This window comes from Variovorax sp. OK605 (genome assembly GCF_900115445.1).
Lineage (GTDB): Bacteria > Pseudomonadota > Gammaproteobacteria > Burkholderiales > Burkholderiaceae_C > Variovorax.
In genome coordinates this window covers 808,235-824,890 of sequence record NZ_FOWL01000001.1, presented here as the reverse complement: position 1 = coordinate 824,890, position 16,656 = coordinate 808,235, and the positions used below count along the sequence as shown (strand labels likewise).

At 68.9% G+C, this 16,656-nt stretch carries 17 protein-coding genes; 9 read left to right on the top strand and 8 right to left on the bottom strand.

Annotated elements, in window-relative coordinates; genetic code table 11:
- The first annotated feature begins 62 nt into the window (after window positions 1-62).
- Entirely contained in the window at window positions 63-986 is a 924-nt protein-coding gene (locus BM013_RS03905) for a YihY/virulence factor BrkB family protein (RefSeq protein ID WP_177206564.1), read from the top strand.
- Window positions 987-1,022: 36 nt separating this feature from the next.
- Here BM013_RS03905 and BM013_RS03900 read toward each other — a convergent pair whose 3' ends face one another.
- Window positions 1,023-1,574 (bottom strand): DUF924 family protein, encoded by a 552-nt coding sequence (locus tag BM013_RS03900; protein WP_093122993.1) that lies wholly within the window; start codon window positions 1,572-1,574, stop codon window positions 1,023-1,025.
- 129 nt (window positions 1,575-1,703) lie between these two features.
- Between BM013_RS03900 and BM013_RS03895 the strand changes: the two genes are divergently transcribed.
- The 4 genes from BM013_RS03895 to BM013_RS03880 all read left to right on the top strand — a co-directional run bounded on the left by BM013_RS03895 (window position 1,704) and on the right by BM013_RS03880 (window position 5,117).
- Window positions 1,704-2,153, top strand: a complete 450-nt coding sequence (locus BM013_RS03895) for a CHRD domain-containing protein (protein ID WP_093122991.1) — start codon at window positions 1,704-1,706, stop codon at window positions 2,151-2,153.
- A 97-nt stretch (window positions 2,154-2,250) separates the two neighbouring features.
- Window positions 2,251-3,456: a patatin-like phospholipase family protein gene (locus tag BM013_RS03890; RefSeq protein ID WP_093122988.1), complete on the top strand. Its 1,206-nt coding sequence runs from the start codon at window positions 2,251-2,253 to the stop codon at window positions 3,454-3,456.
- A 69-nt stretch (window positions 3,457-3,525) separates the two neighbouring features.
- Window positions 3,526-4,275, top strand: coding sequence for an acetoacetate decarboxylase (locus BM013_RS03885; protein ID WP_093123375.1), 750 nt, complete (start codon window positions 3,526-3,528; stop codon window positions 4,273-4,275).
- 59 nt (window positions 4,276-4,334) lie between these two features.
- On the top strand, window positions 4,335-5,117 hold the full coding sequence (locus BM013_RS03880) for a 3-hydroxybutyrate dehydrogenase (protein ID WP_093122986.1): 783 nt from the start codon (window positions 4,335-4,337) through the stop codon (window positions 5,115-5,117).
- 138 nt (window positions 5,118-5,255) lie between these two features.
- Here the strand turns inward: BM013_RS03880 and BM013_RS03875 are convergent, their stop codons facing one another.
- Window positions 5,256-6,212, bottom strand: a complete 957-nt coding sequence (locus BM013_RS03875) for a bifunctional helix-turn-helix transcriptional regulator/GNAT family N-acetyltransferase (RefSeq protein ID WP_093122983.1) — start codon at window positions 6,210-6,212, stop codon at window positions 5,256-5,258.
- A 141-nt stretch (window positions 6,213-6,353) separates the two neighbouring features.
- Between BM013_RS03875 and BM013_RS03870 the strand changes: the two genes are divergently transcribed.
- The gene (locus tag BM013_RS03870) at window positions 6,354-8,756 is read left to right on the top strand and encodes a YgiQ family radical SAM protein (RefSeq protein ID WP_093122981.1); all 2,403 of its coding nucleotides are present in this window, start codon (window positions 6,354-6,356) and stop codon (window positions 8,754-8,756) included.
- Window positions 8,757-8,768: 12 nt separating this feature from the next.
- Here BM013_RS03870 and BM013_RS03865 read toward each other — a convergent pair whose 3' ends face one another.
- Entirely contained in the window at window positions 8,769-9,503 is a 735-nt protein-coding gene (locus tag BM013_RS03865; RefSeq protein ID WP_093122978.1) for a DUF1294 domain-containing protein, read from the bottom strand.
- Window positions 9,504-9,525: 22 nt separating this feature from the next.
- Window positions 9,526-9,906 carry a tautomerase family protein gene (locus BM013_RS03860; RefSeq protein ID WP_093122975.1) on the bottom strand — a complete coding sequence of 127 codons (381 nt, stop codon included), beginning with the start codon at window positions 9,904-9,906 and terminating at the stop codon, window positions 9,526-9,528.
- A gap of 137 nt (window positions 9,907-10,043) precedes the next feature.
- On the opposite strand from BM013_RS03860, the gene BM013_RS03855 reads away from it, so the two are divergent.
- Entirely contained in the window at window positions 10,044-11,018 is a 975-nt protein-coding gene (locus tag BM013_RS03855) for a hypothetical protein (protein WP_093122973.1), read from the top strand.
- Window positions 11,019-11,063: 45 nt separating this feature from the next.
- Here BM013_RS03855 and BM013_RS03850 read toward each other — a convergent pair whose 3' ends face one another.
- On the bottom strand, window positions 11,064-11,963 hold the full coding sequence (locus tag BM013_RS03850) for a CoA transferase (protein WP_093122970.1): 900 nt from the start codon (window positions 11,961-11,963) through the stop codon (window positions 11,064-11,066).
- Between the two features lie 145 nt (window positions 11,964-12,108).
- Between BM013_RS03850 and BM013_RS03845 the strand changes: the two genes are divergently transcribed.
- The gene (locus BM013_RS03845; RefSeq protein ID WP_093122968.1) at window positions 12,109-13,011 is read left to right on the top strand and encodes an SDR family oxidoreductase; all 903 of its coding nucleotides are present in this window, start codon (window positions 12,109-12,111) and stop codon (window positions 13,009-13,011) included.
- A 27-nt stretch (window positions 13,012-13,038) separates the two neighbouring features.
- On the opposite strand, the gene BM013_RS03840 is transcribed toward BM013_RS03845, so the two are convergent.
- Window positions 13,039-13,497: an Lrp/AsnC family transcriptional regulator gene (locus BM013_RS03840; RefSeq protein ID WP_093122965.1), complete on the bottom strand. Its 459-nt coding sequence runs from the start codon at window positions 13,495-13,497 to the stop codon at window positions 13,039-13,041.
- 135 nt (window positions 13,498-13,632) lie between these two features.
- On the opposite strand from BM013_RS03840, the gene BM013_RS03835 reads away from it, so the two are divergent.
- Window positions 13,633-14,241: a glutathione S-transferase gene (locus BM013_RS03835; protein WP_093122962.1), complete on the top strand. Its 609-nt coding sequence runs from the start codon at window positions 13,633-13,635 to the stop codon at window positions 14,239-14,241.
- Between the two features lie 22 nt (window positions 14,242-14,263).
- Here the strand turns inward: BM013_RS03835 and BM013_RS03830 are convergent, their stop codons facing one another.
- Together BM013_RS03830 and BM013_RS03825 are read right to left on the bottom strand one after the other, a co-directional pair.
- Window positions 14,264-14,662 carry a DUF488 domain-containing protein gene (locus tag BM013_RS03830; RefSeq protein WP_093122960.1) on the bottom strand — a complete coding sequence of 133 codons (399 nt, stop codon included), beginning with the start codon at window positions 14,660-14,662 and terminating at the stop codon, window positions 14,264-14,266.
- A 44-nt stretch (window positions 14,663-14,706) separates the two neighbouring features.
- Window positions 14,707-16,584 (bottom strand): PhoX family protein, encoded by a 1,878-nt coding sequence (locus BM013_RS03825; RefSeq protein ID WP_093122957.1) that lies wholly within the window; start codon window positions 16,582-16,584, stop codon window positions 14,707-14,709.
- Window positions 16,585-16,656: the final 72 nt, after the last annotated feature.

The window sequence follows — 16,656 nt, the reverse complement described above, 5'->3', positions numbered from 1 at the left end:
GCCGCGCTGACAAGATGCGGCCCGGCCCCGCACCGACACTTCAGCACAGGGAACACTTCAGCATGCTCTTGAAACTGCGCGCACTCTTCGACCTCTGCCAAAGGGCCTTCAACTCCTGGTCGAACGACTACGCGCCGAGCATGGGCGCGGCGCTGGCCTACTACACGGTGTTCTCGATCGCGCCGCTGCTGCTGATCGTGATCGCGGTGGCGGGCCTGGTGTTCGGCCAGGAGGCCGCGCGCGGCGAGATCTTCGCGCAGCTCTCGGGCCTCATGGGCGACCAGGGGGCGGCGGCGGTGCAGGGCATGCTGCAGGCCGTGAACAAGCCGGCCGAGGGCATCGTGGCCACGGTGGTCGGCATCGGGCTGCTGGTGGTGGGCGCCACCACCGTCTTCGGCGAGCTGCAGGACGCGCTCGACCGCATCTGGCGCGCGCCCGCGCGCATCAAGAACAAAGGCCTGTTCAACATGCTGCGGGTGCGCCTGCTGTCGTTCAGCATGATCATGGGCATCGGCTTCCTGCTGATGGTGTCGCTGGTGGCCAGCGCGGCGCTGGCGGCGCTGGGCAAGTGGTGGTCGCCGATGTTCGGCGCCTGGGAGACCACGGCGCAGGTGGTGAACTTCGTCTTCAGCTTCGCGATGGTCACCGTGATCTTCGCGATGATCTACAAGATCATGCCGCGCGCCAGGGTGCAGTGGCGCGACGTGTGGGTGGGCGCGGCGGTGACGGCGCTGCTGTTCACCGTGGGCAAGCACCTCATCGGGCTGTACATCGGCAAGAGCAGCGTGGCCTCGGGCTACGGCGCGGCGGGCTCGCTGGTGGTGGTGCTGGTGTGGGTCTACTACTCGGCGCAGATCTTCCTGCTGGGGGCCGAGTTCACATGGGTCTATGCGCGCACCTACGGTTCCATGAAGGACACGAAGGGCATCGCCGACCTGAACCCCTCGCCGACGCGCGAGGTGCCGCTGCCGGAGAACGACAGCTGAGCGCCGGGGCGGGCCGAGCGGCTGGCGGCGAAACCGTCAGCCCGTGAAGCCGCCTTCGTCGAGGTACTTCTGTTCCTCGGCGCTCGATTCGCGCCCCAGCAGCGTGTTGCGGTGCGGAAAGCGCCCGAAGCGCGCCACGAGGTCGCGGTGCATCACGGCAAAGCGCTGCGTGTTGGCGTCCACCGCCGCATTGAGCGCCACCGAGCGTTCCTGCTCGGCCAGCACCTCCGAGTGCATGAAGGGCATGTAGAAGAAGGGGCGCAGCACCGCTTCCAGCTGCCGGTCGAAGCCTGCCTCGACGGCCTGCTTCGCCACCGCGAGCGCCTTGCCGTCGGTGGCCAGCATGTGCGGGTTGTTGCGCCAGGCGTTGCGCGGGAACTGGTCGAGCAGCACCAAGAGGGCGAGCGTGCCTTCGGCGTCGGCCAGCCAGTGGTCGAGTTCGCCGCGGGCGGCCGCCTGGTGGGCCTGCGCGAAGCGGGCGATGAAATCGGCGTCGAAGGCGTCGTTCTTGGCGAACCAGCGCTTGGGGCCGGCCTGGCGCCAGAAATCGACGACGTCGCGGGCCGACGCAAGTGCTTGGGAGGTCATCGGCGCATTCTCTTTCAGCACGCGTTTTCACCCATGCCCGAGGGCCGAAGTCGGGGCGATGGCCGACAAGACAACTTTCCCCGCGCTGCCTATGCTGTGGACGCTTCCACAACTCAGGAGATCAAGCTCATGACCAAATATGGCACCTTTTTGCGCGCAGCCCTCATCACCGGGGTGGCCAGTGCCGCGCTGGTCGGCTGCGGAATGATGTCGAAGTCGAACGTCGCCACCTTCAGCGGCGCGATGAACGCGGCCAGCGAAGTCCCGCCGAACATGACGCGCGGCAGCGGCATGGCCGAAGCCTGGTTGAACCGCGACACCAACGTGCTTAAGTACAAGATCACCTACAGCGGCCTGAGCGGCCCGGCCACCATGGCGCACTTCCACGGCCCCGCGGCCGCAGGCGCCAATGCCGGCGTGGTGCTGCCCTTCGCCAACCCGGCGAGCCCGATCGAAGGCCAGGCCACGCTCACGCCGGCGCAGGCCGCCGACCTGTCCGCGGGCAAGTGGTACGCCAACGTGCACACGGCCGCCAACCCCGGCGGCGAGATCCGCGGACAGATGCTGCCGAAGATGTGACCACGGTGTGACCTTGTACCGGGAGCCCGCGCGGTTGCGGGCGCCCGGTAATTCCCTGGTCAGGTTGGATGTCGCACGGCTGGTGTCAAATGAACGCATGACGACACCTTCGAAGAAGAAACCCCGTGCCGCCGCCCAACCCCTCAACCCTTTTGCTTCGCGACGCGAAGACATGCGCAGTGCCCGCAAGGCACTGGTGCTGCAGGGTGGAGGCGCGCTTGGCGCTTACCAGGCCGGCGTGTATGCCGCACTCAGCGAGACCGAACTCGAGCCGCACTGGATTGCCGGTGTGTCCATCGGTGCCATCAACGCGGCATTGATCGCGGGCAATGCGCGCGAGCACCGGGTCGACCGGCTGCGCGAGTTCTGGCACCTGGTGTCTTCCGGCCCTTCGCAGCGCCTGCCTTCCTGGATGGGCGACCGCGCCACGCAGAACCAGTACAGCGCGACGATGGCCTCTCTGGTGGGTATTCCGGGCTTCTTCGAGCCGCGTTACTCGCCGGCCTTTCTCATGGGCGGCGCCGCGCCGCTGCTGAGCTACTACGACACCTCGGCGCTGAAGGCCACGCTTGAACGGCTGGTGGACTTCGACCGCATCAACGCGTGCGAGGCCCGCTTCAGCGTGGGCGCGGTGAACGTGCGCACCGGCAACTCGGTGTACTTCGACAACACGCGCCAGCGCATCGGCCCCGAGCACATCATGGCCAGCGGCGCGCTGCCGCCGGGCTTCGCGCCCATCGGCATCGACGGCGACGACTACTGGGACGGCGGCATCGTGTCGAACACGCCGCTGCAGTACGTGCTGGACATGCACCCGCGCAACGAGCCGCTGGTGGTGCTGCAGGTCGACCTGTTCAACGCGCGCGGCGAAATGCCGCGCACCATGGCGGGCGTGCTGGAGCGGCAGAAGGACATCACCTACTCGAGCCGCACCCGCGCGAACACCGACGCCCTGGCCGCCAACATGAACCTGCAGCAGGCCATTGCCGACCTCATCACCAAGCTGCCGGCCAGCCTGCGCAACGACCCGAGCGTGCTCGCGGTGCAGTCGCAGCTCACGCACGAGCCCATCGACATCTTTCACCTGATCTACCGCGACAAGCCCTACGAACTCGAATCGAAAGACTACGAGTTCTCGCGCGCCGCGGTGGAAGAGCACTGGGATTCGGGCGCGCGCGACATGCGCGTGACGCTCGCGCATCCGGAGACGCTGCGCGCCGATGCCACCGTGAACGGCGTGACCACCTTCGACCTTGGCGAGCATGGCTCGGGGCGCGTCAAGCGGCCTGGCCTGTCCCGGTAGCCGGGGATTCAGCTTCGACTAAGAAACCAGCGCCAGACTGGGCCATCACTTCAACAGGAGGAAATGTTCATGAACATTGAAGATGTGCGCCGAACGGCATTCGCGATGCCGCTGACCAGTCCCGCGTTTCCGCCCGGCCCGTACCGGTTCGTGCGGCGCGAATTTCTCATCGTCACCTACCGCACCGACATGGACGCCCTGCGCGCCGTGGTGCCCGCGCCGCTCGAGGTCGTCGAGCCGCTCGTGAAGTACGAATTCATCCGCATGCCCGACTCCACCGGCTTCGGCGACTACACCGAGTCGGGACAGGTCATTCCGGTGCAGCTGCGCACCGCCAAGGGCGTGGAGAAGGGCGCGTACGTGCACGCGATGTACCTCAACGACCATCCGCCCATTGCCGGCGGGCGCGAGCTCTGGGGCTTTCCGAAGAAGCTGGCCTCGCCGGTGCTCGACTACGAGACCGACGTGGTGGTCGGCACGCTCGACTACGGCAAGGTGCGCGTGGCCAAGGCCACCATGGGCTTCAAGCACCGCGCGCTCGACCCCGAGCCCATCCTCGCGGGCATCGCGCAGCCCAACTTTCTGCTGAAGATCATTCCGCACGTCGACGGCACGGCGCGCATCTGCGAGCTGGTGCGCTATCACATGGTCGACGTGACGCTGCATGGCGCGTGGGGCGGACCGGCATCGCTCGAGCTGCATCCGCATGCGCTGGCGCCGGTGGCCGACCTGCCGGTGCTGAAGGTCGAATCGGCGGTGCACTACATCGCCGACATGACGCTGGCGCTGGGCACCGTCGAGCACGACTACCTCGCCTGATTCCCGCGGCCTCCATTCACCCCTGACTTTCACCCAACCCTCACCCAAGGAACATCACCATGCAACTCAAGGACAAGGTCGCCTACATCACCGGCTCGGCCAGCGGCATCGGCAAGGAGATCGCCATCCTGTTCGCGCAGGAAGGCGCGAAGATCATCATTGCCGACCTGAACAAGGAAGCCGCCGACGCCACCGCGGCCGAGCTCAAGGCCACGGGCGCGCAAGCCATCGGCGTGGCGGTCGACGTGACGAACGAAGACCAGGTCAATGCCTCGGTGGAAGAGGGCGCCGCGGCCTTCGGCGGCATCGACATCCTGATCAGCAACGCCGGCATCCAGATCGTTCACCCGGTCGAAGAGTTCAGCTTCGCCGACTGGAAGAAGATGCTCGCCATTCACCTGGACGGCGCCTTCCTCACCACCAAGGCCTGCCTGAAGCACATGTACGCGCAGGGCCGCGGCGGCAGCGTGATCTACATGGGCTCGGTGCATTCGAAGGAAGCGTCGCTGCTGAAGGCGCCCTACGTGACGGCCAAGCACGGCCTCATCGGGCTGGCCAAGACCGTGGCCAAGGAAGGCGCCAAGCACGGCGTGCGCGCCAACGTGATCTGCCCGGGCTTCGTTCGCACGCCGCTGGTCGAGAAGCAGATTCCCGAGCAGGCCAAGACGCTGGGCATCAGCGAAGAGGAAGTCATCAAGAACGTGATGCTGAAGGAAACCGTCGACGGCGAGTTCACCACCACCGAAGACGTGGCGCGCGTGGCGCTGCTGTTCGCGGGCTTCCCGACGAACGCGCTGACGGGCCAGTCGCTGGTGGTGAGCCACGGCTGGTTCATGCAGTAACGGTCTCTGGTTTTTCTCCCTCCCCTCCGGGGGGAGGGCAAGGGTGGGGGCACGACGGCCTCGACCCCACGCGGACGCTGGTTGGGCGCCGCCCCCATCTCAACCTTCCCCCAAAAGGGGGAAGGAGCCAGGCGCCGGCTACAGCTTCAGCTCCCACGTCTCCCCTACAAGCGACTTGCCGTAGCCCTCGTGCGGCTGCGACTCCATCAGCTTGAAGCCCCGCTTGGCGTAGATGCCGCGCGCGGCCAGCAGGCAGCTGTTGGTCCACAGCACCATCTTCTTGTAGCCCTTCAGGCGCGCGAAGGCGATGCATTCTTCCACCAGCTTGCCGCCCAGGCCCAGCCCGCGCGCACCGGACGCCAGGATCAGCATGCGCAGCTGCGCCACAGTGGCCGACTTGCGCACCACGAAGATCGCGCCGACCCGCTCGCCGTTGAGCTCGGCGATCCAGCAGCGCTCCCATTCGGGCTGGAACTTGAGCAGGAACTCGCTCGCAATGCCGGCCACCAGCGCCTCGAACTGGCTGTTCCAGCCGTATTCGCGCGCATAGATCTCGCCGTGCTGCTGCACCACCCAGCCGATGTCGCCGGGCGCCGGGTCGCGCAGCACCGCGGCCTGGGGCCTGGCCGGCGGCGCTTCGGGGTCGAGCAGCGACTGCATCGTGCCCATGGCCTGCACCAGCTGCTCGCGCTGCGCCGGCGCGAGCGGGGCGAGCAGCGCGGCGGCTTCCTCGCGCGATTTCTGTTGCAGCGGCGCAAATGCGGCATGGCCGGATCCGGTCAGGCGCAGCACGCTCTGGCGCGCGTCGCGCGGGTGCGGCTCGCGCGTGAGCCAGCCTTCGGTTTCGAAGCGCCGCAGGATGCGGCTCATGTAGCCCGCGTCGAGCCCGAGGTCGCGCCCGATCTCGCTGGCAACCGCCGTCTCGCGGTGCGCCAGCTCGTACAGCACGCGCACGTCGGTCAGCGACATGGGGCTGCCGAGGTAGGGGTCGAGCGCCCCGATGCGGCTCGTGTAGAAGCGGTTGAACTGCCGGATCGCCTTGACGGCGGCGGGGTCGACGGGGGGCGTGGGCGTGGACATGGTTGCCATTGTCATCAAGTTGTTTGACTTTGGCAATCAATTGAAGTCCTGCTGCGCGTGCGGTCACAGGATGTTTGTCGCGACAGGGATGGTGGAAAACCCTAAAATCGAGGGTTGCCCACAACGGCGCCGGCATGGCGCTGTCAACTCCCACCGATGAACGCCCCCGTCGACGTCTCCTTTTTCGCTCGTGCCGCCAAGCCGCTGACCAGCTACCGCAAGTACTGGGCCGCCCGCTTCGGCACGGCCAAGTTCCTGCCGACCTCGCGCAAGGAAATGGAAGCGCTCGGCTGGGACAGCTGCGACATCATCGTGGTCACGGGCGACGCCTACGTCGACCACCCCAGCTTCGGCATGTCGGTGATCGGCCGCATGCTCGAGGCGCAGGGCTTTCGCGTGGGCATCATCGCGCAGCCCGACTGGCAGAGCGCCGAGCCCTTCAAGGCGCTGGGCAAGCCGAACCTGTTCTTCGGCGTGACCGCCGGCAACATGGATTCGATGATCAACCGCTACACCGCGGACCGCAAGATCCGCAGCGACGACGCCTACACCCCCGGCGACATCGGCGGCTCGCGCCCCGACCGCGCGGCCATCGTGTATTCGCAGCGCTGCAAGGAAGCCTGGAACGACGTGCCGATCATCCTCGGCGGCATCGAAGGCAGCCTGCGCCGCATCGCCCACTACGACTACTGGTCGGACAAGGTGCGCCGCTCGGTGGTCGTCGACTCCAAGTGCGACCTGCTGCTGTACGGCAACGCCGAGCGCGCCATCGTCGAGATCGCGCACCGCCTGGCCGCCAAGGAGCCGGTGCAGCAGATCACCGACGTGCGCGGCACCGCCTATGTGCGGCGCGAAACGCCCGAAGGCTGGTTCGAGATCAACTCCACCAGCGTGGACGAACCCGGCCGCGTCGAGGCGCACGTCAACCCGTACCTGATGGTGTCGGACCAGGCCAAGGCCAACGGCGCCACCTGCGCGAAGGAAGACGAGGCGAAGGACGTGGCCAAGGCGGCGGAAGCCGCTGGCTCGCCGGTGCTCCAGTCGGTGGTCAATCCGGCGATCAAGCCGCTGACCTTCATGCCCAACCCCGCGCTGGTTTCGCGCACCAAGATCAAGGTGCCGCCGCGCGACCACTCGGTGATCCGCCTGCCTTCGTACGAACAGGTGCGCAGCGACCCGGTGCTCTACGCCCACGCCAACCGCGTGCTGCACCTGGAAACCAACCCCGGCAACGCCCGCGCGCTCGTGCAGGCGCACGGCGAGGGCACCACGGCGCGCGACGTGTGGATCAACCCGCCGCCGATTCCGCTCACCACGGCCGAGATGGACCTGGTGTTCGACCTGCCGTATGCCCGCAGCCCGCATCCGAGCTACGCCGACGAGAACGGCAGCCACGACGGCGCCACCAAGATCCCCGCGTGGGAAATGATCCGCTTCAGCGTGAACATCATGCGCGGCTGTTTCGGCGGCTGCACCTTCTGCTCGATCACCGAGCACGAGGGCCGCATCATCCAGAGCCGCTCGGAAGAATCGATCATCAAGGAGGTCGAGGCCATCCGCGACTCGGTGAAGGGCTTCACCGGCACCATCTCCGACCTGGGCGGCCCCACGGCCAACATGTACCGCGTGGGCTGCAAGTCGCCCGAGATCGAGTCGGCCTGCCGCAAGCCCAGCTGCGTGTACCCGGGCATCTGCCCGAACCTGAACACCAGCCACGACCCGCTCATCAAGATCTACCGCCGGGCGCGTGCGCTGAAGGGCATCAAGAAGATCCTGATCAGCTCCGGCCTGCGCTACGACCTGGCCGTGCAGTCGCCCGAGTACGTGAAGGAGCTGGTGCAGCACCACGTGGGCGGCTACCTGAAGATCGCGCCCGAGCACACCGAGCAGGGCCCGCTCACCAAGATGATGAAGCCGGGCATCGGCAGCTATGACAAGTTCAAGCAGATGTTCGAGAAGTTCTCGGCCGAGGCGGGCAAGAAGCAGTACCTCATTCCGTACTTCATTGCCGCGCACCCGGGCACCAGCGACGAGGACATGATGAACCTCGCGATCTGGCTCAAGAAGAACGGTTTCCGCGCCGACCAGGTGCAGACCTTCTACCCGAGCCCGATGGCCACGGCCACGACGATGTACCACACCAACAAGAACCCGCTGCGCAAGATCACGCGCGAGAGCGAGACGGTGGACATCGTGCGCGGCGACAAGCGCCGCCGCCTGCACAAGGCCTTCCTGCGCTACCACGACGCCAACAACTGGCCGCTGCTGCGCGAGGCACTGAAGAGCATGGGCCGCGCCGACCTCATCGGCAACGGCAAGCACCACCTCATTCCGACGTGGCAGCCACTGACCGACGGTGGCTACACCAGCGCGCGGCGCAAGAACTCGACGGTTGCACCGGCCGCCAAGGCCGCGCCGGTCAAGCTGACGCCGGTGAAGCCGTCGAAGGGCCGCATCCTCACGCAGCACACCGGCCTGCCGCCGCGCGACAACGGTTCGGCACCGGCATCGCGCAAGGCCGCCGGCCCCGTGCGCGGCAGCATCCGCAAGCCGCGCTGAGGCCTCGGCACCTCAAGAAGCGAACGCCAGCAGGTCCGCTGGCAGCAGCTTGCCCACCCAGGCGCCCACGGCCGCCATGTGGGCCAGCACCGTCGCCCAGTAAGCCGCCATGAAGCTCGCCTTGCGCACCTTGTGGCGGAACAGCCGCTGCGCCGCCCAGGCGCCCGGCCATCCTCCGACCAGAGAGAGCATGTGCAGCGTGTTCTCCGGCGTGCGCCAGCGGCCCGCCTCGGCGGCGTTCTTGTCGAAGCCGTAGGCGAAGAAGGTCAGCAGGCTCAGCAGCAGCAACACGCCGAGCGCGATGGCCGGCAGGCGCGCCGTCCACACGCCGTAGCCGAGCAGCGCGGCATACACGGCGAGCAGCAGCACCATCGCTTGCGGGAACGAGGCGTCCCGGCCGCCGCTACCGCCACCGCGGTTACCGCCGCCACCCCGACTACCGCTCGCGCGAACGGGCCGCTGGCGAGGCGCCGCGGCAATGCGCCGCTGCCGACGCTGCTGCGGCGCTTCCGCCTGGCGCGCTTCCACCTGGCGCGCTGCGCCCACGGCCTGCACCGCCACGGCGCGCGGCCCCTTGCCGCCCACGTGGATCTCCTCGAACGTCAGCTTCATGCCGACCTGCGGCGTGCTGCCGCGGTCGGCGAAGTCGCGCAGGTGCACGAACACGTCGGCGGAAATCTCCGCGCAGCGGATGAAGCCGAAGCCCCGGTCTTTTTCCCATCGAACGAGCGTGCCCTGGCGTTTCATCGGCGGGATTCTCGCCGCTGGGCTAGGCGTACTGCATTTCCCCGTTGCCGAACGACCAGTTCTCCTTGGCCACCTCGACGAGGTTGATGAACACGTCCTCGCGCCGGATGCCCAGCTGGCCGTGCAGGTCGTCGGCCACGCGCCGGTAGAACGCCTTCTTCAGCTCGACCGAGCGCCCGTGGTTCAGCGTGACCTGGAGCATCACCAGGCCCGGCGAATACGCGATGCCGAGGTAGCTTGCCGGGCGCACCAGCTCGCGCACGTCGTGCCGCGTGACGATCTGGAACTTGTCGTCTTCCGGCACGTTGATGGTGTCGCGCATGGCCTGGTAGACGAGGTCGCCGATGGCGTGGCCCAGGCTGTCGGGGCTGTCGCTGGAAATGTCGATTCGAACGAGTGGCATGGGTGTTCCTTGGTTTGCTGCGATGGGGCGCCTGCGAAAGATAAGCGACGGGGCGTTCCCGCGCTGGTGCGGCGCAGCAGGCGCGAGCCGACCGACCGGCACCACGGGCAGGGCGCTCCGTTGTATCGTGTGGTCCCATGAGCAGTTCGCCCCATCCGTCGGTTTCATGGACGCGCATCCTGGCGGGCGCGTTGCTGCTCGCGGCCTCGGTGCAGGGGCTGGCCGCGCCGGCGGACGGTGCCGCCGCACCGCCCGCGCCAGCACCCATATCGACACCAACACCGGTCCCGGCTGCATCCGCCCCCTCGACCTCCGCCGCCCAGGCGCTGCGCGCCACCCACCAGCGGCTGAGCGCCAGGCTCGACCACAGCAGTTTCGGGCGGCCCGTGCAGCTCGATTCCATGGAAACGCCCGACGGCCTGCAGGGCGACGTGTACGCGGTGGTCGAGCATCCGCTCTCCGAAATCAGCGCCACGCTCAAAGGCTCGGCCCACTGGTGCGACGTGCTGACGCTGCACATCAACAACCGGCGCTGCGTGGTGGCCGGCGGCGCGCAGGGCCGCGAGACGCTCACGCTGTACGTGGTGCGGCGCTACGACAAGCCGCTGGACGATGCCTTCGAGCTGCCCTTCGCCTACCGCGTGGCCAGCGCCACGCCCGAGCACCTGTCGGTCGAGCTGACCGCGGAGAGCGGGCCGCTGGGCACCAGCAACTACCGCGTCACGCTGGAGGCCGTGGCGCTCGACGAGCGCAAGAGCTTCCTGCACTTCAGCTACAGCTACGACCACAACGCGATGGTGCGGCTGGGCACCATGGCCTACCTGGCCACCTTCGGCAGCGACAAGGTGGGCTTCACCGTGATGGGCAAGACACCGGAAGGCCAGCCCGACTACATCCGCGGCCTGCGCGGGCTGGTCGAGCGCAACGCGATGCGCTACTTCCTGACGCTGGACGCCTACCTGGCCGCGCCGGGCGCGGACCAGGCCGAGCGCCGGCAGCGCCGCTGGTTCGCCGGGGCCGAGCAGTATCCGCGGCAGCTGCACGAGGTCGACCTCGACACCTACCTGGCGCTCAAGCGCGAAGACAAGCAGCGCAACAGCGCCACCAGGTAGCGCCTTACCCAGGTCGCCACCGGTGCGATCAATCCCTCGGTGCGATCAATCGGCCAGCGTGAGCAGCGGCACGTCGCGTTCGCGTGCCATGGCGTCGAGCTCGGCGCGCGTGCGGGCCGCGATCCATGCGGCCAGCGCCTCGTGCGTGGCGGGTGCCATCATGTCGCGCGATGCGAGTTCGGCCGCCTCGCACAGGCGCGCCGCGAAATGCGGCTCCAGCGCGGCCACGGCCACGCGGCCGTCTGCGCACGGGTACACGCGGTAGCCGGCATGCGCGCCGCCCACCGCGCCCGCGGGCTGCGTCAGGCCCCAGGTGCGGGGCAGGGCGAGCCAGTCGGCCGACGCGTTCAGCGCCACCTCGAGGTACACGCCGCCCGCCTTGCGCGACTGCAGCAGCACGGCCTTCAGCACCGCTTCGCTCGCGAGCAGCGCGCCGCCCATGTCGGCGTACAGCGTCGGCGGCAGGTCGGTGCCGGTGACGAGGCCGCTTTCGGCGAGGTAGGTCAGGTCGTGGCCCGGCTCCTCGGCGCGCGCGCCCGGCGCGCCGACGATGGCGACCTGCGACAGCGACGGGTAGCGCGCATGCAACGTGGCCCAGTCGAGCCGCAGCTTGTCGAGCGCGGAAGGGCGGAAGGAGGTGAGCAGCACGTCGGTGGTCGCGAGCTCGGCGTGCAGTTGCTGCTGGCCGGCGTCGCTCTTGAGGTCGACCGCGCGAACCTCGACGCCCTCGTGCAGCGCGGCGTAGGCGGGCCGGTTGTACAGCGCCATCGGGTCGCCGCCCGGCGGCTCGAGCTTGAGGCAGGTGGCGCCCATCGCGCGGCAGCGCAGCAGCGCGGCGGGGCCGGGCAGGTTGAGTGCGAGGCTCACGACGCGCACGCCCTCGAGCGGCGCGGCTTGGTCGTCGACAGCGTTTGCGGCGGTTGCTGGGCTGGCGGAACTCGGCATGGGTCTGGTCTCCAGGGAACTTGTTTCGAACATTCTGCCCCGCGGCGCGAAGCCAGTTCCCGCAAGCCGCCGGCGCGCCGCGCGCGTAGCATGCGCCGGTGGCAGCCACCACCTTGGCGCTGCCCGCACAGACAAGGAGACCCCCATGTTCGACACTTCCCTGATGCGCGGCCAGCGCATCCTCGTGACCGGCGGCGGCACCGGCCTGGGCCGCGCGATGGCCGAGCGCTTCCTGGGCCTGGGCGCCGACGTTGCCATCTGCGGGCGGCGCCAGGCGGTCTGCGAAGAAACGGCCGCCGGGTGGCGCCAGCAGTTTCCGGCGCGGCGCATCGACACCTTCGGCGTTGACATCCGCATCGCGCAGCAGGTCGACGAGATGGTCGAGAGCCTGTTCCAGAGCGGTGGCCTCACGGGCCTGGTCAACAACGCGGCGGGCAACTTCGTCTCGCCCACCGAGAACCTGTCGCCGCGCGCCTTCGACGCCGTCGCCAACATCGTGTTCCACGGCAGCTTCTACGTGACGCAGGCGGTGGGCAAGCGCTGGGTCGCGCAGTCGAAGGCGGGCGAGTGGAAGGGCGGCGACGCGTTTCGCAGCGTCATGAGCATCATCACCACCTGGGTCGACAACGGCAGCCCCTATGTGGTGCCCTCGGCCATGAGCAAGGCCGGCATCGACGTGATGACCAAGTCGCTCGCGGTCGAGTGGGCGCGCCACGGCATCCGCCTGAATGCGGTGGGCCCCGGCGAGATTCCCACCGAAGGCATGAGCAAGCGCCTGAACCCCGGCGAGGAGCCCGGCGCGCGCAGCAAGCTGAACAACCCGATGGCGCGCACCGGCCGCATGAGCGAGCTGCAGAACCTCGCGGCCTTCCTGATGGCGCCGGGCCAATGCGACTGGCTCACGGGCCAGAGCATCATGATGGACGGCGGCAACGCGCTGGCCACCGGCGGCAACTTCTACGAACTGCGCCAGTGGAGCGACGCCGACTGGCTGGCCGCGCGCGAACGCATCGAGGCGCAGAACCAGAAGGACAAGGCGCAGCGCTGACCGGGCCGGGCTGTCGCGGGCCTGCGGCTACTTCTTTGGAGCCTTCGCCGCGTGTACCGTGACGTGCTTGTTCACGGGGCTCGACAACACCAGCGACGTGGTCACCGCGCCGTCGACCGCCAGCGCATCCACCACGCGCTCCAGGTCCGAAGGCTCGGGGATCGCGCAGCGCACGAAGAAGCAGTCTTCGCCGGTCACGCGGTCGGCGCTCAGCACCTCGGGCATGGCCTCGAACAGCTTCAGGTACCTGGCGATGCCCGCGTGCGTGGTGTCGATGCGGATGATGGCCTGCAGGCCCACGCCCAGCGCGCGCAGGTTCACGCGCGCGCCGTAGCCCTCGATCACGCCGGCCTCCTCGAGCTTGCGCACGCGCTCGCTCATGGCCGGCTGCGACAGGCCGATGCGCTTGCCGATGGCGGCCAGGCTCTGGCGCGCATCGGTCTGCAGCGCTTCGAGGATCAGGCGGTCTTTCTTGTCGATGTTCATGGTGCGCAGGCAGGGCTGTCAGGGCCTTCAGGGCCGATGGTTGATCGGTTTGCGGCCGTGATTTTCAATGGATTGCACTTCAGCGCGCGCCGCGCGGCCGCTATCGTGGGCGCCCATCTTCCGGAGAAACAGCCAATGCAACTCGTCGGCATGCTCGATTCACCCTTCGTGCGGCGCACCGCCATTTCGCTGCGCCTGCTCGGCGTTCCCTTCGAGCACCGCTCGCTCTCGGTGTTCAGCACCTTCGAGCAGTTCCGCGCCATCAACCCGGTGGTGAAGGCGCCCACGCTGGTCTGCGACGACGGCCATGTGCTGATGGACTCGACGCTGATCGTCGACTACGCCGAAGCGCTGAGCGGGCGCAGCCTGATGCCGGCCGACCGCACCGAACGGCTGCGCGCGCTGCGCCTCACGGGGCTCGCGCTGGCGGCCTGCGAGAAGACCGTGCAGATCGCCTACGAGCACAACCTGCGCCCGGCCGACAAGCGCCACCCGCCGTGGCTGGACCGCGTGCGCGGCCAGCTTGCCGCGGCCTGTTCGGCACTCGAGCAAGAGGTCGTCGCCGCGCCGCTGGCGGCCGACGAAAAGACGATGACGCAGGCCGGCGTATCGGCCGCCGTGGCCTGGGCCTTCACGCAACTGATGGCGCCCGACGCCATCTCGCCGGCCGACCATCCCGCGCTGGCGGCGTACTCGGCGAAGGCGGAGCGCCTGCCGGTGTTCGTCGGCGCGCCGATGGTCTGAGCGGCATTCGCCGATCGGCTGGTCAGTCCGAGATCTTCGCGCCGCGCTCGGCCAGCAGGCTGCGCAGCACCGAGCGGTGGCAGCGCGACTCGTCCTCGCAGTAGCAGCCGACGGCCAGCGCCGTGCCGTGCGACAGCGCGGCCAGCAGGTCGAGGCTGCGGCTCGCGTCGGGCTCGGCCATCTCCGACTTGAACTTGCGCACGAAGGCGTTCCACTGCGTGGCCGATTGCGTCTTCTGCGCTTCCTGCGCCTCCTTCATCGCCTCGACCGAGGGCGCCAGGTTCGGGTACCACACGTCGTACCAGTCCTGCGAGGCGAACTCGGCCTTCGGCACGCCGCGCGGCGGACGGCGCACGGTGCCCACGCGCAGGCCTTCGCCGGGTGCGCGGGGTGTGCCGAGGCGGACGATGCGGATGCTCATGGGGTCTGCCTTTCTCTTTCTTCGAACGCGTTCTTGCGTGCGTTTCAGGTGCCGACGATGCCGCCGTCGCGCCGCCTGATCGCCAGCGTGGCGGAGCGCGGCCGCGCGCTGCCCGGCGCGCCGGCGTCGGGCCAGGCGCTGTTGTGCCCGCCGTCGCCGTCGTCGCGCGCCTCGCCCGGATGCTGGATGTTCACGAACAGCGTGCGCCGGTCGGGCGTGACCACGCAGCCCGTGATCTCGCAGCCGTTCGGCCCGGTGAGAAAGCGCTTGATGCGCCCCGACGCCGGGTCGGCGCACAGCATCTGGTTGTTGCCCAGCGAGGTGTAGGGCGGCCGGCCGATGACCTGGCCGCTCATGTCGGTCTGGATCCACAGCAGGCCGCCGCGGTCGAAATGCAGGCCGTCCGGCGCGCCGAACATGTCGGCGTCGGCGCACGGGTAGCGCGCGCCGCTGCCGGGCTGCGCCGGGTCGCCGGCCATGGCGAAATGGTCCCAGCCGAAGCCGGTGGCCGCGGCGTCCCCTGCGTCCTCGCGCCAGCGCAGGATGCCGCCGAAGAAATTGTTCGCGCGCGGATTGGCCGCGTCGGTGCCGGGCTTGCCCGCGTCGCCGCGCTGGCTGTTGTTGGTGAGCGTGACGTACACCTCGCCCGTTTGCGGGTGCACCGCGATCCACTCGGGCCGGTCCATCTTCGTGCCGCCGACGACGTCGCCCGCCAGGCGCGCGTGGATCAGCACGTCCGCCTGGTCCTCGAAGCCGGCGGCCGCGTCGAGCCCGTCGCGGCCGTGCACCAGGGGCAGCCAGCGGCCGCGGCCGCCCGTGTCGTAGCGCGCCACGTGGAGCGTGCCTTCGTCCAGCAGGTGGCGGTTGGCGGTGCGCGCGGTGGCGTCGGTGCCGGGGTGCACCTTGTCGCGGCTCACGAACTTGTAGATGTATTCGAAGCGCGAGTCGTCGCCCATGTAGACCACCAGCCGCCCGTCCTTCGCGACGGTGCAGGTCGCGCTTTCCTGGCGCTTGCGGCCCAGCGCGGTGCGCTTGACGGGCGTGGCGCTGGGATCGAACGGGTCGATCTCGACCACCCAGCCGAAGCGGTGCGGCTCGTTGGGGTGGCGGCTCAGGTCGAAGCGCTCGTCGAAGCGCCAGTACTCGACCCACTGCGAGCCCGCCACCGTGCCGTAGCGGCGCTGCGCGGCTGTTACGGCCTGTGCGGCCTCCTTCGGGCCGCCGAAGTAGCCGTGAAAATTCTCCTCACAGGTCAGGTATGTGCCCCAGGGCGTCACGCCCATGGCGCAGTTGGCGAAGGTGCCGAACACCGCGTCGCCCGCCGGGTTGGCCGCGGTGCGCATGCGCGGCGTGCCAGCGGCCGGGCCCGAGATGCGCATCGGCGTGTGGCCGTGCACGCGCCGCGCGAACGGGGAGGGCTGCACCTGCTGCCAGCCTTCGGGCGTGCGGCGGATCTCGATGACCGAGACGCCCATCGCGTGCAGCGACTTGCGCACCTTCTCGGCGGTCCAGCCGGAGGGCTTGATGCCGTCGGTGTGCAGCAGCTCCTCGTCGGTGTATTCGTGGTTCATGACCAGCAGGCCGCGCTCGCCGCTTGCGTCCAGCGCGAAGAAGTGCATGCCGTCATGGTGCATGCCGGCCTGCACGGCCTGGTCTTCGGCGCTGTTGCCGGCGTCCGGCGCAAAGGCCGGCATGCGGCCCGCCACGCCGGTGGGCGTGCCCCAGGGGTAGAGCAGCTGCCATTGGTATTCGGGCGGAATCACCACGCCGTCGCGCAGCGAGGCCGGCACGCCCGTGAAGCCGAGCGCCTGGCCTTGCCCGGCGGGCACGGACGCCGGCGCTGCGCAGCCCTGGCCGAACAGCGCCACCACGGCCGCGGCCGAACCCGATTGAAGAAGAAACTGGCGGCGGTCCAAAGGCATGGCGAAGAGGCTCGAGCGGTGTTGTGTAGGCGACAGCCGCGATCATCGCCGAGCGCCGCCGCGCGCGATACT